At 60.0% G+C, this 15,872-nt stretch carries 20 protein-coding genes; 19 read left to right on the forward strand and 1 reads right to left on the reverse strand.

Annotation, left to right across the window (positions count from 1 at the left end):
- Nucleotides 1-57 precede the first annotated feature (57 nt).
- The 19 genes from glyQ to B9Z39_RS13175 all read left to right on the forward strand — a co-directional run bounded on the left by glyQ (nt 58) and on the right by B9Z39_RS13175 (nt 14,856).
- A complete protein-coding gene (glyQ, locus tag B9Z39_RS13085; protein ID WP_108302001.1) occupies nt 58-963 on the forward strand; it encodes a glycine--tRNA ligase subunit alpha in 906 nt (301 codons plus the stop codon).
- Nucleotides 964-965: 2 nt separating this feature from the next.
- Nucleotides 966-3,107: a glycine--tRNA ligase subunit beta gene (gene glyS, locus B9Z39_RS13090; RefSeq protein ID WP_108302002.1), complete on the forward strand. Its 2,142-nt coding sequence runs from the start codon at nt 966-968 to the stop codon at nt 3,105-3,107.
- Nucleotides 3,108-3,140: 33 nt separating this feature from the next.
- The gene (gene gmhB / locus B9Z39_RS13095; protein WP_108302003.1) at nt 3,141-3,749 is read left to right on the forward strand and encodes a D-glycero-beta-D-manno-heptose 1,7-bisphosphate 7-phosphatase; all 609 of its coding nucleotides are present in this window, start codon (nt 3,141-3,143) and stop codon (nt 3,747-3,749) included.
- The gene (locus B9Z39_RS13100) at nt 3,749-4,495 is read left to right on the forward strand and encodes a 1-acyl-sn-glycerol-3-phosphate acyltransferase (RefSeq protein ID WP_108302075.1); all 747 of its coding nucleotides are present in this window, start codon (nt 3,749-3,751) and stop codon (nt 4,493-4,495) included. The genes gmhB and B9Z39_RS13100 overlap by 1 nt, the downstream gene beginning before the upstream one ends.
- 10 nt (nt 4,496-4,505) lie before the next feature.
- The gene (locus B9Z39_RS13105) at nt 4,506-5,429 is read left to right on the forward strand and encodes a M48 family metallopeptidase (RefSeq protein ID WP_108302004.1); all 924 of its coding nucleotides are present in this window, start codon (nt 4,506-4,508) and stop codon (nt 5,427-5,429) included.
- A gap of 67 nt (nt 5,430-5,496) precedes the next feature.
- Nucleotides 5,497-5,946 (forward strand): MerR family DNA-binding transcriptional regulator, encoded by a 450-nt coding sequence (locus B9Z39_RS13110; protein WP_108302005.1) that lies wholly within the window; start codon nt 5,497-5,499, stop codon nt 5,944-5,946.
- Nucleotides 5,943-6,392 (forward strand): PaaI family thioesterase, encoded by a 450-nt coding sequence (locus tag B9Z39_RS13115; protein ID WP_233202647.1) that lies wholly within the window; start codon nt 5,943-5,945, stop codon nt 6,390-6,392. The genes B9Z39_RS13110 and B9Z39_RS13115 overlap by 4 nt, the downstream gene beginning before the upstream one ends.
- A 21-nt stretch (nt 6,393-6,413) precedes the next feature.
- Complete coding sequence (locus B9Z39_RS13120) at nt 6,414-7,595, forward strand: isovaleryl-CoA dehydrogenase (protein WP_108302006.1); 1,182 nt, start codon at nt 6,414-6,416, stop codon at nt 7,593-7,595.
- A gap of 108 nt (nt 7,596-7,703) precedes the next feature.
- A complete protein-coding gene (locus B9Z39_RS13125) occupies nt 7,704-7,901 on the forward strand; it encodes a type II toxin-antitoxin system VapB family antitoxin (RefSeq protein WP_100147197.1) in 198 nt (65 codons plus the stop codon).
- Entirely contained in the window at nt 7,901-8,272 is a 372-nt protein-coding gene (locus B9Z39_RS13130) for a type II toxin-antitoxin system VapC family toxin (RefSeq protein ID WP_100147255.1), read from the forward strand. The genes B9Z39_RS13125 and B9Z39_RS13130 overlap by 1 nt, the downstream gene beginning before the upstream one ends.
- A gap of 29 nt (nt 8,273-8,301) precedes the next feature.
- Complete coding sequence (can, locus tag B9Z39_RS13135) at nt 8,302-8,964, forward strand: carbonate dehydratase (RefSeq protein WP_100147196.1); 663 nt, start codon at nt 8,302-8,304, stop codon at nt 8,962-8,964.
- A 61-nt stretch (nt 8,965-9,025) separates the two neighbouring features.
- A complete protein-coding gene (locus B9Z39_RS13140) occupies nt 9,026-10,207 on the forward strand; it encodes an acetyl-CoA C-acyltransferase (protein WP_100147195.1) in 1,182 nt (393 codons plus the stop codon).
- Nucleotides 10,208-10,219: 12 nt separating this feature from the next.
- On the forward strand, nt 10,220-10,888 hold the full coding sequence (locus B9Z39_RS13145) for an SDR family oxidoreductase (RefSeq protein WP_100147194.1): 669 nt from the start codon (nt 10,220-10,222) through the stop codon (nt 10,886-10,888).
- Between the two features lie 102 nt (nt 10,889-10,990).
- Complete coding sequence (locus B9Z39_RS13150) at nt 10,991-11,809, forward strand: FkbM family methyltransferase (protein WP_100147193.1); 819 nt, start codon at nt 10,991-10,993, stop codon at nt 11,807-11,809.
- Between the two features lie 28 nt (nt 11,810-11,837).
- On the forward strand, nt 11,838-12,968 hold the full coding sequence (locus tag B9Z39_RS13155) for an acyl-CoA dehydrogenase family protein (protein ID WP_108302007.1): 1,131 nt from the start codon (nt 11,838-11,840) through the stop codon (nt 12,966-12,968).
- The gene (locus tag B9Z39_RS13160) at nt 12,968-13,387 is read left to right on the forward strand and encodes a YchJ family protein (RefSeq protein ID WP_158236169.1); all 420 of its coding nucleotides are present in this window, start codon (nt 12,968-12,970) and stop codon (nt 13,385-13,387) included. Before B9Z39_RS13155 ends, B9Z39_RS13160 begins: the two co-directional genes overlap by 1 nt.
- 27 nt (nt 13,388-13,414) lie before the next feature.
- Nucleotides 13,415-14,062, forward strand: a complete 648-nt coding sequence (locus B9Z39_RS13165) for an HAD family phosphatase (RefSeq protein WP_100147191.1) — start codon at nt 13,415-13,417, stop codon at nt 14,060-14,062.
- 9 nt (nt 14,063-14,071) lie between these two features.
- On the forward strand, nt 14,072-14,371 hold the full coding sequence (locus B9Z39_RS13170) for a nucleotidyltransferase domain-containing protein (RefSeq protein WP_100147190.1): 300 nt from the start codon (nt 14,072-14,074) through the stop codon (nt 14,369-14,371).
- The gene (locus tag B9Z39_RS13175; protein ID WP_100147189.1) at nt 14,368-14,856 is read left to right on the forward strand and encodes a hypothetical protein; all 489 of its coding nucleotides are present in this window, start codon (nt 14,368-14,370) and stop codon (nt 14,854-14,856) included. Before B9Z39_RS13170 ends, B9Z39_RS13175 begins: the two co-directional genes overlap by 4 nt.
- Here B9Z39_RS13175 and B9Z39_RS13180 read toward each other — a convergent pair.
- Entirely contained in the window at nt 14,826-15,869 is a 1,044-nt protein-coding gene (locus B9Z39_RS13180) for an AraC family transcriptional regulator (protein WP_108302008.1), read from the reverse strand. The two genes, B9Z39_RS13175 and B9Z39_RS13180, sit on opposite strands and share 31 nt — an antisense overlap.
- Nucleotides 15,870-15,872: the final 3 nt, after the last annotated feature.

Here is a 15,872-nt window from a genome sequence, read left to right on the forward strand (position 1 = left end):
TGGCAGGCGTTTTGACCTGCACCCCTAACTTGCCGACCCACGGTCGGCTTTTGTTGCATGCTGACTTTTCAACAGATCATCCTCAAGCTCCAGACCTACTGGGCCGACCAAGGCTGCGCCTTGCTGCAACCCTACGACATGGAAGTCGGTGCCGGCACCTCGCACACCGCCACCTTCTTGCGTGCCCTCGGCCCCGAGCCTTGGAAAGCCGCCTATGTGCAGCCCAGCCGCCGCCCCAAAGATGGTCGCTATGGTGAGAACCCCAACCGCTTGCAGCACTACTACCAATACCAAGTGGTCTTAAAGCCTGCGCCCAGCAACATCTTGGAGCTGTACCTGGGGTCACTCGAAGCCCTCGGCTTTGACTTGAAGAAAAACGACATCCGCTTCGTTGAAGACGATTGGGAAAACCCAACCCTTGGGGCTTGGGGCTTGGGCTGGGAGGTCTGGCTCAATGGCATGGAAGTCACCCAGTTCACCTACTTCCAGCAAGTCGGTGGCATTGACTGCCAACCCATCACCGGCGAAATCACCTACGGCCTGGAACGCCTGGCCATGTACCTGCAAGGCGTAGACAACGTCTATAACCTCACCTGGACCGATGGCTTGAGCTATGGCGACGTTTACAAACAAAACGAAGTTGAGCAGTCCACCTACAACTTCGAACACAGCGACGCCGAGTTCTTGTTCACCGCCTTCGGTGCCCACGAAAAGCAAGCCCAACACCTGATGACTGAACAACTCGCCTTGCCTGCTTACGAGCAAGTCCTCAAAGCCGCCCACACCTTCAACCTGCTTGATGCCCGGGGCGCCATCAGCGTCACCGAGCGTGCGGCCTACATCGGTCGCATCCGCAACCTGGCCCGCGCCGTGGCGCAAAGCTATTACGACAGCCGCGAGCGCCTGGGCTTTCCCATGGCCCCGCGCGAATGGGTGGCCCACATGCCTAAGAAAGCCGCCTGACCATGAGCACCCACAACCTCCTGATCGAACTCTTCGTCGAAGAGCTGCCGCCCAAAGCCTTGCAAAAACTTGGCGATGCGTTTTCAACCGTCTTGCTGGAGCAGCTCAAAGCACAAGGCCTAGCCTCGGCCGAGTCCATCGTTACCCCCTTTGCCTCGCCGCGTCGCTTGGCCGCGCACATCACCCACGTGGTGGCGCAAGCCGCAGACCGTGCCGTGCAACAAAAGCTCATGCCCGTCAGTGTGGGCTTGGACGCGAATGGCAACCCCACCCCCGCTTTGCTTAAAAAATTGCAGGCCATCGGTGCAGGCCCCGAAGCTGTGGCGCAACTCAAGCGTGCGCCTGACGGCAAAGCCGAGGCCCTGTTCTACGACAGCGTGGCCCACGGTGCCAGCCTGGCCCAAGGCTTGCAGAAAGCCCTGGACGAAGCCATCGCCAAACTGCCCATCCCCAAAGTCATGAGCTACCAACTGGAGTCTGACTGTGAACTGCCGGGCTGGAGCAGCGTCAAATTTGTGCGCCCTGCCCACAGCCTGGTGGCCTTGCATGGCAGCACCGTGGTTCCTGTCAAAGCCTTGGGCTTGACGGCTGGCAACACCACCCAGGGTCACCGCTTTGAAGCCCGGGTGTCTCCCGTGGTGTTCCAAGATGCCGACCATTACGCAGCCACCTTGGCGCAAGATGGGGCCGTCATCGCCAGCTTTGTCGAGCGTCGTGCCGACATTGCACGCCAACTCCAAGCCGCAGCGGCCCAAGTGGGCGGTGGCGTGCACGCCATTGAAGACGCAGCCTTGCTGGACGAAGTCACGGCCTTGGTCGAGCGCCCCAACGTGCTCATCTGCGAATTCGAGAAGCAGTTCCTCGACGTGCCGCAAGAGTGCCTCATCTTGACCATGAAGGCCAACCAAAAATACTTTCCGCTGCTCGACGCTTCGGGCAAGTTGACCCACCAGTTTTTGGTGGTCAGCAACATCAGTCCAGATGACGCCAGCGCGGTGATCGGTGGCAACGAACGCGTGGTGCGTCCCCGCTTGGCCGATGCCAAATTCTTCTTTGACCAAGACCGCAAAAAAACACTGGCCTCCCGCGTCGAAGGTTTGGGCAAAGTGGTCTATCACAACAAACTTGGCACCCAAGGCGAGCGCACCGAGCGCGTGCGCGCCATCGCAGGCGGCATTGCGCAATGGCTGACTCAAACCAACGTGGCCTTGGGCGGCGAGGCCTTCATCCAGGCCGTCGATACCGCAGCCCTGTTGGCCAAGACCGACTTACTGACCGACATGGTCGGCGAGTTCCCCGAGTTGCAAGGCATCATGGGTGGCTACTACGCCCGTCACGATGGCTTGGGCGACGATGTGGCCCAAGCCATTGAAGACCACTACAAACCCCGCTTTGCGGGTGACGAGTTGCCACGCAACCGCGTCGGTCTGGTGGTGGCCTTGGCCGACAAACTCGAAACCCTGCTGGGCATGTTTGGCATTGGCAACCTGCCCACGGGTGACAAAGACCCGTTCGCGCTGCGCCGCCATGCTTTGGGCATCGTGCGCATGCTCAGTGACGCCAATGTGTCGTTGGGTCTGCACGATGTCATCGCTCAGGCTGTACCGGCCTTTGGCGCGCACATCACCGATCCCACCGTGGCCTTGACCGCCTTCATTTACGACCGCCTCTCTGGCAGCCTGCGCGAGCAAGGCTACAGCGCGCAAGAAGTGGAAGCCGTGTTGGCCCTGCACCCACAGCGCTTGAGTGACGTCAGCCACCGCCTCACCGCCGTGCGCGCCTTTGCCGCCTTGCCCGAGAGCCAGGCCCTGGCGGCCGCCAACAAACGCATTGGCAACATCTTGAAAAAAGCGCAAGAAGTCGACGGTCATGTCAGCGAAATTTTGTTGCAAGAGCCCGCCGAGAAAGCCCTCTACGCAGTGATGCAACGCATCGCGCCGCTGGCGCAGACCCAGTTCGAAGCCGGGGACTACACCGCCTCGCTCAAAACTCTGGCCGCCTTGCGCGAGCCCGTAGACGCCTTCTTCGATGGCGTCATGGTCAACGCCGAGCAAATGGACTTGCGCCTCAACCGCCAAGGCTTGCTCAAGAGCTTGCACCTGGCCATGAACCGCGTGGCCGATTTGTCGTGCTTGGCCAGCTAACGCACGCAACGTTCCCGCAACCATCGAGCCACCATGCAGACCAAACTCGTCATCTTCGACCGCGACGGCACCATCAACCAAGACCGTGACGACTACGTCAAATCGGCCGACGAGTGGATCCCCATGCCCGGCGTGCTCGACGCCATTGCCCGCCTCAACCACGCCGGCTGGCATGTGGTGGTGGCCACCAACCAATCAGGGTTGGGGCGTGGTCTGTACGACATGGCTGCCCTCAATGCCATGCACGCCAAGATGCACAAGTTGCTGGCGGCTGCCGGTGGCCGCATCGACGCGGTGTTTTACTGCCCGCACAGCCCTGACGACCATTGCAACTGCCGCAAGCCTGCGCCCGGTTTGTTCGAACAAATTGCCGAACGCTATGGCATGGAACTCACCCGCGTGCCCTGCGTGGGCGACACCTTGCGTGACTTGCAAGCCGGTGCTGCGGTGGGCTGCACGCCGCATCTGGTGCTCACGGGCAAAGGCGAAAAGCTCCGCGGCAAACCACTGCCCCAGGACTACCCCGCAGGCACGTTGGTACACAACGATGTGTCCGCTTTTGCCGACTGGTTGTTGCAGCAACCCGAGCCCGCCAGCAAAACCGTGGGCAAAGCCGCGTCAAAGTCGGGGAGCCGCGCATGATGGCCTTCCTGCGCTCGGTCTTGCACATGGCCTTCATGTTTTGCACGGTCATCCCTTACGCCTTGCTCATCGTGGTCGCGTCGGTGTGTGGCGCACGCGGCGACACCTTGTATGTTTGGGCCGCGCGTTGGTTGCGCCTGAGCATTGAGGCCGCCCGCGTCATCATGGGCATTCGCTACCAAATTCAAGGTCAAGAAAATTTGCCTGATGGCGAGACCAGCCCGGCCATCTTGCTGGTCAAACACCAGTCCACCTACGAGACCTTTTTGATGCCGGCCATCATGCCGCATCCCTTGGCCTATGTGTTCAAAAAAGAGCTGCTCTACGTGCCGTTCTTTGGCTGGGCCATTGGCAAGCTCGACATGATTCACATCGACCGCAGCCAGCGCGCCAAAGCCTTCGCCAAAGTGGTGGAGCAGGGCCAAGCCTTGCTGGCCAAAGGCGTGTGGGTCATCATGTTTCCCGAGGGCACGCGCATCCCGCGTGGCCAACGCGGCCAATACAAAAGCGGTGGCACACGCTTGGCCGTGGCCACCGGAGCGCCCGTCATTCCCATTGCCATCACCTCGGCCAAATGCTGGCCGCGTCGCGCCTTCATCAAGCACCCAGGGGTGGTCGATGTCTCGATTGGCAAGCCCATCCCGAGTGTGGGCCGCGAAGCCGATGAGTTGATGCGTGAAGTCGAGCAGTGGATCGAGTCCGAAATGCACCGCCTCGACCCCGAGGCCTACGCCGCCAAATCTTGAGCGCCCACGCATGAGCCGCTTCTTGCAACTCGTGCTCGACTTGTTTGACAGCGCGCCACCTGCCCCCAAGTTACCAACGAACCCGCCGCACGGTCCCGCCCAAGGCAAAGGCGCGCCGTCTGACACCACGGTCCAACAGATCACTGTCCTGGGCGAACCTTTGGCGCAAGTTCTGCCGCATGCGCAATTCACCCATCCGCGTGCCACACGGCGCATCCAACTGGGGCATACCGACGTGGCTTATGCGTTTCGCCGCAGCAAGCGCCGCACCATTGGCATGGCGGTGGGGCCCGATGGCCTCGAAGTCAGTGCGCCACGCTGGGTCACCTTGGGCGAGGTCGAATCGGCGTTACGTGAAAAAGCCGACTGGATTGGTCGCAAGCTGGTCGAGATGGGCGAACGTCAACAACAGCTCGGTGCAGCACGCATCGACTGGCGTGACGGCGTGGTGTTGCCTTACCTGGGCGATCAACTCCAGGTGTTGCTCGACTCCAGCGCCACCCTGAAAAAAAACAGTGCCCAGTTTGAAGAGGGCCGTCCTCTGCACACCCTGCGTCTGGGATTGCCACACCATGCCACGCCAGAACAAATTCGCGACGCGGTGCAGGCCTGGCTCATGCGTCAGGCCAAAGCCTTGTTCACCGAACGGCTCAACCACTTTGCGCCGCAGCTGGGGGTGCAGTGGCAGCGCTTGTCGCTCAGCAGTGCGGCCACCCGCTGGGGCAGTGCCAGTGCCAATGGCGCCATACGACTCAACTGGCGCTTGTTGCACCACAAGCTGGCCGTGATCGATTACGTGGTGGCCCACGAGCTCAGCCACCTGCGCGTGATGGACCACAGCCCGCGCTTTTGGGACACCGTGCACAGCGTCATGCCCGACTACGCGCAACGTCGGCGTGTGCTCAAGGACGAATTGCTGCCCCCCTGGCAATGAATTTTTAGGCCACTGAATTTCCCGTCATAATTGACGTTTACGTAAACGTCAACGGAGCAGTCCAGCCATGGCCACCACCTATTCCATCAGCGACCTGGCGCGTGAGTTCGACCTCACCACGCGCGCCATCCGCTTTTACGAAGACATGGGCCTGCTCCAGCCCGAACGCTCGGGCCCCGGCGGGCGCAACCGCGTGTACAGCCACCGTGACCGCACGCGCTTGAAGCTCACCTTGCGTGCCAAGCGTTTGGGCCTGTCGTTGACGGAAGCCAAAGACCTGATCGACATGTACGACAGCCCGCGCGACACCGGGCCCCAGTTGCAAAAGTTTTTGGTCGTGCTCGCAGAGCATCGGCAACAACTCGAAGCGCAGATGGCTGAGCTGGAGGCCAATCTTGACGAAGTCAAGGTGCATGAAAAAGAAGCTCGTAACCTGTTGGCCAAGCAGGCCGTGGCCCATGTCGCCAAGCCAGTCAAAGCCATCAAGACGCCCAAAGTGAGCAAGGCACGACCATGACGCAACCTCACCCCAGCACCCAGGCCGCGTTGCACCACCGCATTGAATCTAGCTTTGTGCGCCAGGGCCTGATGCAGCACTTGGGCGCACGCATTGTGTCGGTGGCTCCCGGCGAAGTGGAAGTCGCCTTGCCTTACTCCGAGCGCGTGACCCAGCAACAAGGCGGCTACCACGGGGGCGCCATGGGCGCTTTGGCCGACATCGCGGCGGGCTATGCGGGGCTCACCTGCGCGTCCGAGGGCATGGAAGTCGCCACGGTGGAATACAAAATCAACTTCTTGGCCGCCTTCAAAGACGGTGAACTGCGCGCCCGTGGCCATGTGGTGCGGGCGGGCAAGCGGCTCATCATCACCACCGCCGAAGTGGTGCACCTCGATGCCGATGGCTCCGAGTCGCCCTGCGCCTTGATGCAGCAAACCCTCGCGGTGGTTAAACAAACCTATTGATTTCATTGCAGGAGACACCCCATGCACAACTTACCCGGCCTGAACTTTCAACTTGGCGACGACATCGACGCCCTGCGCGACGCGGTGCGCGACTTTGCCCAAGCAGAGATCGCCCCACGCGCGGCCGAGATTGACCGCAACGACCAATTCCCCATGGACCTGTGGCGCAAGATGGGCGATTTGGGCGTGCTGGGCATCACCGTGGGCGAAGAATATGGCGGTGCCAACATGGGCTATCTGGCGCACATGATTGCCATGGAAGAAATCTCGCGTGCTTCCGCCAGCGTGGGCCTGAGCTATGGCGCGCACAGCAACTTGTGTGTCAACCAGATCAAGCGCAACGGCACCGAAGCGCAGCGCCAAAAGTACTTGCCCCAACTCATCAGCGGCGAGCATGTGGGCGCGCTGGCCATGTCCGAGCCGGGCGCGGGCAGTGATGTGATCAGCATGAAGCTCAAAGCCGAGGACAAAGGCGGCTACTACCTGTTGAATGGCAGCAAGATGTGGATCACCAACGGCCCCGACGCCGACACCCTGGTGGTCTACGCCAAGAGTGAACCCGAGTTGGGCGCGCGTGGCGTCACTGCCTTCTTGATTGAGAAAGGTATGACGGGTTTTTCCATCGCGCAAAAACTCGACAAGCTGGGCATGCGTGGCAGCCACACCGGCGAGCTGGTGTTTCACAACGTTGAAGTGCCCGCCGAGAACATCTTGGGGGGCTTGAACAATGGCGCCAAAGTACTCATGAGTGGGCTCGACTACGAGCGCGCCGTGCTCACCGGCGGACCCTTGGGCATCATGCAATCGGTGATGGACAACGTGATTCCCTACATCCACGACCGCAAGCAGTTTGGCCAAAGCATCGGCGAGTTCCAGCTCATCCAAGGCAAAGTGGCCGACATGTACACCGTGCTGCAAGCGGGGCGCTCGTTTGCCTACACGGTCGCCAAAAACCTCGACCTGCTGGGCACGGACCACGTGCGCCAAGTGCGCAAAGACTGCGCCTCGGTCATTTTGTGGTGCGCCGAAAAAGCCACCTGGATGGCCGGTGAGGGCGTGCAGATTTTTGGCGGCAACGGCTACATCAACGACTACCCTTTGGGTCGCTTGTGGCGCGATGCCAAGCTGTACGAAATTGGCGCAGGCACCAGCGAAATTCGCCGCATGCTGATTGGGCGTGAATTGTTTGCCGAGACCTGCTGAGCCTGCTTTCGGGGGGCAAAACAAGACAAGTTAGGCATTTTTATGATCATCAAGTGATGCTAATATGAATGCCTTGAGTTTGAATGCTTGAAGACAGAAAGGACGCAGATGCGCACAACCCTTGCCTTGGACGATGAGCTGCTACAACAAGCGCAAAGCTATCTGTCTGAACTCGACAGAACCGCCTTGTTGAAAGAGGCCTTGCGCGCCCTGGTCGCGCGTGAAAGTGCCAAGCGCTTGGCGCTGCTGGGCGGCAGCGAGCCGAATCTGGATGCGGCACCCAGGCGCAGAGAAAAGACCGCATGATGTGGTTGGTGGACACCTCGGTCTGGATCGATCATTTGCGCGATGACGACGCTTTGCTGCGACAAGCTTTGCAGGCCACCCAAGTGTTGGCCCACCCTTGGGTCGTTGGCGAAATTGCTTTGGGCAGTTTGAAGAATAGAGCGCAAGTTTTGCAGGCCTTGCAAGGTTTGCCGCAGGCTGTGGTGGCGTCGCCGCATGAGGTGATGACCTTGGTAGAGGCTGAAAAATTGTTTGCCAAAGGCTTGGGTTATGTCGATGTGGCCTTGCTGGCCTCCACCCGCTTGACGCCGCATGCACGGCTTTGGACGCGAGACAAGCGTTTGCACCATGTGGCGCAGACCATGGGCTTGACCGCCAACAAGGCGCATTGAGTCGCTTTTAAATAGACCAACTCTCCAAGATGACATCTTCACTCCAACACCTTTTTGACAACAACCGCGCCTGGGCGCACAGCATGGTCCAGCAGGACCCGGCGTATTTCAGTCGCCTGGCCAACCAGCAAAACCCCAAGTACCTGTGGATTGGCTGCTCCGACAGCCGTGTGCCCGCCAACCAGATCACGGGCTTAGATCCTGGTGAGGTGTTTGTCCACCGCAACGTGGCCAATGTGGTGGTGCACTCCGACTTGAATGCCTTGTCGGTGATTCAGTACGCGGTGGACGCGCTCAAGGTCGAGCACATCATGGTGGTGGGCCACTACGGCTGCGGCGGCGTGTTGGCTGCAACCCGAGGCACCCGTGTGGGCTTGGCCGACAACTGGTTGCGCCATGTGCAAGACGTGCGCTTGCGCCATCGCCAGCGCCTCAACCACTTGCCGCAAGACGAGCTAGAGCGCGTCATGTGCGAGATGAATGTGATCGAACAAGTGGGCAATGTGGCGCTCTCCAACGTCATGCAAGACGCCTGGAGCCGTGGCCAACACATCACCGTGCACGGCTGGATTTACGGTTTGGACAACGGCTTGGTCAAAGACCTGGGAGTCAGCATGACCGGCGCGCACGAAGTGGTGAACGTGTTTCGCAACGCCTTCAAACGCTACCCACGGGGCGGTGTGGTGGGCTGACCCAGGCGTTGGCATCCAACTTTTTTGAACTTTGAACTTTGAACTTCTAGGAGATTTTTGTATGTCAGACCCCATCGTCATCGTCGGTGCAGCGCGCACCCCCATGGGCAGTTTTCAAAGCGACTTCGCGTCGCTGGCCGCACACGACTTGGGCGGTGTCGCCATTGCCGCTGCCGTCGCCCGTGCAGGCATCTCTCCCGAGTTGGTGACCGAGGTGTTGTTTGGCAACTGCTTGATGGCCGGTCAAGGCCAGGCCCCGGCACGTCAAGCGGCATTCAAAGGTGGCTTGCCCAAAAGTGCAGGTGCGGTCACGCTGTCCAAGATGTGCGGCTCTGGCATGCGCGCGGCCATGTTTGCGCACGACATGCTGGTGGCAGGTTCGCACGACGTGCTGGTGGCCGGGGGCATGGAGAGCATGACCAATGCGCCTTACCTGCTACCCAAGGCGCGCGGTGGTTATCGCATTGGCCACGACCGTATCTTTGACCACATGATGCTCGACGGCTTGGAAGACGCGTATGAGCCTGGCCGCAGCATGGGCACCTTTGGCGAAGACTGCGCCGCCAAATACAGCTTCACCCGCGCCCAGCAAGACGCCTTTGCCACCGCCAGCGTGGAGCGTGCCAAAGCCGCCACCGCCTCGGGCGCGTTTGCTGCCGAAATTGCACCCGTCACCGTCAAGGGCCGCACGGGCGAAACCGTCATCTCAATCGACGAAGGCCCCGGCAAAGTCAAGCTCGACAAAATTGCCAGCCTCAAACCCGCTTTCAAAAAAGACGGCACCATCACGGCCGCTTCGAGCTCATCCATCAACGACGGCGCGGCTGCGCTGGTGATGATGCGCGAGAGCACCGCGAAGAAATTGCGCTGCACGCCATTGGCACGCATTGTCAGCCATGCCACCCACGCGCAAGAGCCCGAGTGGTTTGCCACAGCACCCGTGGGCGCCACCCAAAAGGCCTTGGCCAAAGCCGGTTGGTCGGTGGGCGATGTGGACCTGTGGGAAGTCAACGAGGCCTTTGCCGTGGTGCCCATGGCCTTGATGGCGGATCTGCACGTGCCGCACGACAAGGTCAACGTCAACGGCGGCGCCTGTGCCTTGGGGCACCCCATTGGCGCGTCGGGCGCGCGCATCATGGTCACGCTGATTCACGCGCTCAAAGCGCGTGGCTTGCGCAAAGGCTTGGCCACCTTGTGCATCGGGGGTGGCGAAGCCACCGCCGTGGCGCTGGAAGTGCTGTAAGCGCTGCCACCTATGCAAAAAACAGCTTTGATTCTTGGCGCGTCACGCGGCATTGGCCTCACGTTGGCCCAGCAGTATGTGGCTGACGGCTGGCGTGTCATTGGCACCGCGCGTGACGACGCGGGGCGCGACCGCCTGTTGGCTGCCGGGGCCACCTGCTGGCGCGTCGACGTGGCCAACCCGGCCAGTGTGTCGTCCTTGGCTTGGCAGCTCGATGGCGAGTCCATCGATGTGGCCCTCTATGTGGCCGGCGTGATGGACCGCACCCGTGCCAGCACCCCGCCCACCCAAGACGCGTTTGACCGCGTGATGCACGCCAACGTCATGGGCGCCATGATGAGCGTGCCGCAAGTCGCCCCTGCGGTAGAAGCCGCGGGAGGCGTGCTGGCTTTCATCAGCAGCCAAATGGGCAGCTTGCAAAACACCCAATCGGGGGATGCGGCGCTCTACCGCATCAGCAAGGCGGCGCTCAACATGGTCATGCGCACCGCCCAGCCCGAGTACCCGCGCGCCCACATGGTGGCGCTGCATCCGGGTTGGGTGCAAACCGAAATGGGCGGCAGCCAAGCCCCTCTGAGCGCGAGCGACAGCGCACGCCACCTGCGCCACACCCTGGCGCACCTCAGCCCCGCACAACGCGGGCAATTTTTGTCTTACGACGGTCACCTGCTTCCCTGGTGAGTGCGAAGGTTGGACAATTAATTTAATTTTTAATTAAATATTATAATATTTATGTTTAGCATCATTCGCCGTAACAGATAAATTTTCATAAGTAATTGCTATATGTTCACCCCTAAACCGATCGCGTTTGTATTGGCGGCCACCCACTATGGAAGCATGATTGTGAATCGACATGACTATCGAATAGTCGATGAAAACCAAGCTTATGGCGTTGGGCATCAATTGCTCAACACATCCCAGTTCGATTCACAAGAAATTGCTTTTTCATCGAATCTATTGACCCTGTGTCGACGTTACGGCGGCGATGGTGTTGTTGTTCTAGATGGCGGCGCTAACATCGGCGCGCATACCTTGGCTTGGGCGCGCCACATGCAAGGTTGGGGTTGTGTGAGGGCCTATGAAGCCCAAGAGCGTGTTTATTACGCTTTGGCGGGCAATATTGCATTGAATAACTGTATGAATGCGCGAGTTCATTTGGCTGCCTTGGGCCGTCAAGTTGGGACACTAGAAATACCCCAGCCAGATTATCACCAGCCGGCAAGCTTTGGCAGTTTAGAGTTGCGACAAGCGTCAAGCAATGAATATGTTGGGCAGGCTATCTCTTACAAAAAAGAAGATATGGTTGAAGTGCCTATGACCACGGTGGATGCGCTCTCACTGACTCGCCTGGATTTTTTCAAGCTTGACATTGAAGGCATGGAGATTGAGGCTCTGGAGGGGGCTCGTCAAACAATTGAACGATGCCTCCCAATCTTGCACATCGAGCAAATTAAGTGCGACCAAGTTGCATTGCTGGCTTTGCTAAGCGACTTGGGGTACCAAACCTTTAATTTGGGCATGAATATGTTGGCGGTGCATAAAACCTCTCCTCTCTTGGCCCATTTCACGCAAACAGATACGAGGCTTGAGTTCCGCCTTTAATGGTTTCATTTTTATTTTTGTATCCATCATGATCCTCAACTCCGATCAACTCATGATCCGTGACGCCGTGCGTGACTTTGCCCAACAAGAGCTGTGTCCCAACGCTGCGCGCTGGGACAAAGAGCACCACTTTCCCGTGGGTGTGCACCAGGGCTTGGCGGCGCTTGGCGCCTATGGCATTTGCGTGCCCGAAGACTTGGGTGGTGCGGGACTGGACTACCTGAGTCTGGCCGTGGTGCTGGAAGAAATTGCGGCAGGCGACGGCGGCACCAGCACCGCCATCAGCGTCACCAACTGCCCGGTCAATGCCATCCTCATGCGCTATGGCAACGCTGTGCAAAAGAAACAATGGCTGACGCCGCTGGCGCAAGGCCAAATGCTGGGTGCGTTTTGTTTGACCGAGCCGCATGTGGGCTCGGATGCCTCGGCGCTCAGAACCACCGCCACCAAAGAGGGGGACGCCTATGTGATCAACGGCGTCAAGCAGTTCATCACCAGTGGCAAGAACGGCCATGTGGCCATCGTCATTGCCGTCACCGACAAGGGGGCGGGCAAAAAAGGCATGAGCGCGTTCATCGTGCCCACCCACACGTCGGGCTACCACGTGGCGCGCTTGGAAGACAAACTGGGCCAGCACAGCAGCGACACCGCGCAAATCAACTTTGACAACTGCCGCATTCCGGCCGAGAACTTGATTGGTGCCGAAGGCGAGGGCTACAAGATTGCCCTCTCGGCCCTGGAAGGCGGACGCATTGGCATTGCGGCGCAAAGCATTGGCATGGCGCGCAGCGCCTTCGAGGTGGCCTTGCAGTACAGCAAAGACCGCGAGAGTTTTGGCACCGCCATCTTCAACCACCAGGCGGTGGGCTTTCGCTTGGCCGATTGCGCCACGCAACTCGAAGCGGCGCGTCAACTCATGTACCACGCGGCCAGTTTGCGCGACGCGGGCTTGCCGTGTTTGAAAGAGGCCGCCATGGCCAAGTTGTTTGCCAGCGAAACCGCCGAACGCGTGTGCAGTGCCGCCATTCAAACCTTGGGTGGCTATGGCGTGGTGGGCGACTTCCCCGTCGAGCGCATTTACCGCGACGTGCGCGTGTGCCAAATCTACGAAGGCACCAGCGACGTGCAAAAAATCATCATCCAACGCGCACTCGCGTGATGCGGACACACGCTTTGCCCACCGGCGCAGCCTGCCCGTGTGGCCAGCGCGACGCCAAGCAACGCGTGCTGGGCTATCCCCTGTGTTGCGGGCGTTTCATCACCGCTTTTGACACCACGCCCGCGCCCACCGCCGAGGCCTTGATGCGCTCGCGCTACAGCGCGTTTGTGTTGCAAGACGCGGCCTACTTGCTCGCCACCTGGCACGCCAGCACGCGTCCTGCGTCACTCGACTTTGAACCGTCTGCCAAATGGTTGGGCCTCGACGTGCGCGCGCACCAAGCCAAGGGTGCCGACACGGCAGAGGTCGAGTTTGTGGCGCGTTACCGCGTGGAGGGCCGCGCGGTGCGTTTGCACGAGCGCAGCCGCTTTGTGCGCGAAGACGGGCGCTGGTATTACGTGGACGGTGACCAGCGTTAGCGACCGACGGGCATCGATAATCGCACCATGAAATTCGATGCTGTGTTGTTTGATTGCGATGGCGTGCTGGTAGACAGCGAAGCCATCACCTGCGGTGTGTTGCGCGATATGTTTGAAGAGTTGGGCTGGCAGCTCACGCTGCAAGAGTGCATGGCCCACTTTGTGGGGCACACCGTGCGCACCCGCAAAGACCTGATCGAGGCCCACACCGGCCAGCCCTTCACCGAAGACTGGTTGCAAACCTTTTACCAGCGCCGCAATGTGCGGCTGGAAAACGAAATCACCGCCATCCCCCATGTGCACCAAGCAGTGCAGCATCTGCATGCCGTGCACCACGGCCAAATTGCCTGCGCGTCTGGCGCAGACCGCTTCAAGATCAACCTCATGCTGGCGCAAGTGGGCTTGTTCGATTTTTTTGACGGGCGCATTTTCAGCGGTCATGAAGTGCCACGCAGCAAGCCTTTCCCCGATGTGTACTTGGCTGCGGCTGCGCACTTGGGCCAAGACCCCGCGCGTTGCCTGGCGATCGAAGACACGCCTATTGGCGTAGCAGCAGGCGTTGCCGCCGGTGCCACCGTGTGGGGCTATGCCGTGCATGGACAAGCGGACGCATTGCGTCAAGCGGGCGCGGCGCATGTGTTTGACGACATGCGTGAGCTGCTGCTCACGGCGTAATATTCGCGTATGCGTATCACCTCACAACAAATCTCAGCCATTCGTGCGAGCGCATCTCTGCTGGCGGGTGACGCTGCGCGTGTCTGGCTTTTCGGCTCACGCCTGCGTGACGATGCGCGAGGTGGGGATGTGGACTTGCTACTGGAGTTGGATGACGCTGTGGCTGAACCCGCGCAGCTATCAGCGCGACTCGCGGCACAAGTGTCACGTGTCATGGATGGCCGAAAGGTCGATGTGTTGATCAAAGCGCCCAATTTGAAACTTTTACCGATTCACACCATCGCCCTGTCAGAAGGAGTTCGCTTATGAAAACTCCTTCGTCGCAAGCCGTACGTCTCGAATTTCTGGTGCGCGTCACCGAAAAAGAGTGTCGGCATTTGTTGGAGACAGATGGTCGTTTGTTTGGCAATTTGTTCACCATTGAAGATGCACAACGAATCGAAGCTGACCCGGTTTTGGCCGAGCGCTTAGACGCGTTTGTGTCGCGCTTTGCAAGGCTCCAAGACACGGTAGGCGATAAGTTGCTGCCAGCGTTGCTGACTTTGTTGGCAGAAAAGACGGGGGCTGCTATTGACAACTTAGACAAGGCCGAGAAATTAGGCCTGATTGTGTCTGCCGATGTTTGGGTGGAAATGCGCCAACTGAGAAATCAGATGGTGCATGAATACATTGAGGACTTGGCTGTGCTGACAAGCGCCTTGCGAGCCGGGCATGCGTTTGTGCCAGTGCTCGTTGCTGCCGCGAGGCGGTGTGTGGCAGAAACTCAGCAGCGCCTGAACGCATCCGGCGTCTGACCCGTCCAGCCCTTGAAGGCTCGGATGAAACTCTTTTCGTTCTGAAACCCCGCTGCTTGGGCAATCTGCTTGAGCGGACGTTGGCTGCGGTGGAGCAGGTCGATGGCCAAGTCGCGCCGCACCGCGTCTTTGAGCTGTTGCAAGGACGCACCTTCTTCTTTGAGCTGGCGGTGCAGCGTGCGGGTGGACAGGTTGAGCCAGGTGGCCAAGTCGTCGGCGTTGCGGCTGTGTTCGGGGTGTTGGGCCAAGGTGTGGCGCACCTTTTCCACCAACAAACGGTCGCGTCGGTAGGGGCGTACGGTGAGCAACAAGGCGCGTTGCAACATGCGCTGCAAGGCGGCTTCGTCGCGGCGCACAGGCAGGCTCAAATACCCGGCGTCAAACTGCAAGCTGTGGATGGGTGCGTCAAACGCGGTGGGCCCGTCAAACAGCACGCGGTAGCTGGCGCGGTGTGCAGGCGCTGCAAATTGCAAGGTGGTCCGCAGCAAAGGAATGCGCGAATCGGTCAACCAGCACGCCACGCCCAGGGCATTGCGCAGCACCGACACCACACAGAACTCGCGGTAGCCGCCCAGGTCTCGCGCTTCATGCAATTGCAGCTGCGCCACGCCGTCTTGCACGCTCACTTGCACCGCAATGTCGTCGGTCAATAAGTGGTGGTGACGGCACCAGCGTTTCAGCGCCACACCCAGGTTGGGTGCTGTGATTGAGGCCCTCACCAGCATGCCGTAGCTGCCCCAGGGCAAGCGACGGCTGAACCAGCCCAGGCCCTCGTCGTCGAGTTCTTGCATGGCTGCGCCTGACACCACCTCCATTTGTGTGGCGGTGATGCGTGCATGGGGTTTGCGTAAAAGTTTTGGCTCGATTTGTGCTGCCAGCAGGGCTGCTGCTGGGTCCATGCCGCGTGCTGCGTAAGCCGCTGCAATGGCTTGCACAAAGGCAATGGGCGTCTCGGCGCGGCCGCGTGTGGCCGTCTGCGCGGGCGTTGTTTTGGGGCGCGGTTCGGCTGGCATAGA

Source organism: Limnohabitans sp. JirII-29 (genome assembly GCF_003063395.1).
Classification (GTDB): domain Bacteria; phylum Pseudomonadota; class Gammaproteobacteria; order Burkholderiales; family Burkholderiaceae_C; genus Limnohabitans.

What these genes read in the sequence shown, in the direction of transcription:
- glyQ (WP_108302001.1), top strand. Translation starts at nt 58, where the DNA reads ATGCTGACTTTTCAACAGATCATCCTCAAGCTCCAGACCTACTGGGCC.
- glyS (WP_108302002.1), top strand. Translation starts at nt 966, where the DNA reads ATGAGCACCCACAACCTCCTGATCGAACTCTTCGTCGAAGAGCTGCCG.
- gmhB (WP_108302003.1), top strand. Translation starts at nt 3,141, where the DNA reads ATGCAGACCAAACTCGTCATCTTCGACCGCGACGGCACCATCAACCAA.
- B9Z39_RS13100 (WP_108302075.1), top strand. Translation starts at nt 3,749, where the DNA reads ATGGCCTTCCTGCGCTCGGTCTTGCACATGGCCTTCATGTTTTGCACG.
- B9Z39_RS13105 (WP_108302004.1), top strand. Translation starts at nt 4,506, where the DNA reads ATGAGCCGCTTCTTGCAACTCGTGCTCGACTTGTTTGACAGCGCGCCA.
- B9Z39_RS13110 (WP_108302005.1), top strand. Translation starts at nt 5,497, where the DNA reads ATGGCCACCACCTATTCCATCAGCGACCTGGCGCGTGAGTTCGACCTC.
- B9Z39_RS13115 (WP_233202647.1), top strand. Translation starts at nt 5,943, where the DNA reads ATGACGCAACCTCACCCCAGCACCCAGGCCGCGTTGCACCACCGCATT.
- B9Z39_RS13120 (WP_108302006.1), top strand. Translation starts at nt 6,414, where the DNA reads ATGCACAACTTACCCGGCCTGAACTTTCAACTTGGCGACGACATCGAC.
- B9Z39_RS13125 (WP_100147197.1), top strand. Translation starts at nt 7,704, where the DNA reads ATGCGCACAACCCTTGCCTTGGACGATGAGCTGCTACAACAAGCGCAA.
- B9Z39_RS13130 (WP_100147255.1), top strand. Translation starts at nt 7,901, where the DNA reads ATGTGGTTGGTGGACACCTCGGTCTGGATCGATCATTTGCGCGATGAC.
- can (WP_100147196.1), top strand. Translation starts at nt 8,302, where the DNA reads ATGACATCTTCACTCCAACACCTTTTTGACAACAACCGCGCCTGGGCG.
- B9Z39_RS13140 (WP_100147195.1), top strand. Translation starts at nt 9,026, where the DNA reads ATGTCAGACCCCATCGTCATCGTCGGTGCAGCGCGCACCCCCATGGGC.
- B9Z39_RS13145 (WP_100147194.1), top strand. Translation starts at nt 10,220, where the DNA reads ATGCAAAAAACAGCTTTGATTCTTGGCGCGTCACGCGGCATTGGCCTC.
- B9Z39_RS13150 (WP_100147193.1), top strand. Translation starts at nt 10,991, where the DNA reads ATGTTCACCCCTAAACCGATCGCGTTTGTATTGGCGGCCACCCACTAT.
- B9Z39_RS13155 (WP_108302007.1), top strand. Translation starts at nt 11,838, where the DNA reads ATGATCCTCAACTCCGATCAACTCATGATCCGTGACGCCGTGCGTGAC.
- B9Z39_RS13160 (WP_158236169.1), top strand. Translation starts at nt 12,968, where the DNA reads ATGCGGACACACGCTTTGCCCACCGGCGCAGCCTGCCCGTGTGGCCAG.
- B9Z39_RS13165 (WP_100147191.1), top strand. Translation starts at nt 13,415, where the DNA reads ATGAAATTCGATGCTGTGTTGTTTGATTGCGATGGCGTGCTGGTAGAC.
- B9Z39_RS13170 (WP_100147190.1), top strand. Translation starts at nt 14,072, where the DNA reads ATGCGTATCACCTCACAACAAATCTCAGCCATTCGTGCGAGCGCATCT.
- B9Z39_RS13175 (WP_100147189.1), top strand. Translation starts at nt 14,368, where the DNA reads ATGAAAACTCCTTCGTCGCAAGCCGTACGTCTCGAATTTCTGGTGCGC.
- B9Z39_RS13180 (WP_108302008.1), bottom strand. Translation starts at nt 15,869, where the DNA reads ATGCCAGCCGAACCGCGCCCCAAAACAACGCCCGCGCAGACGGCCACA.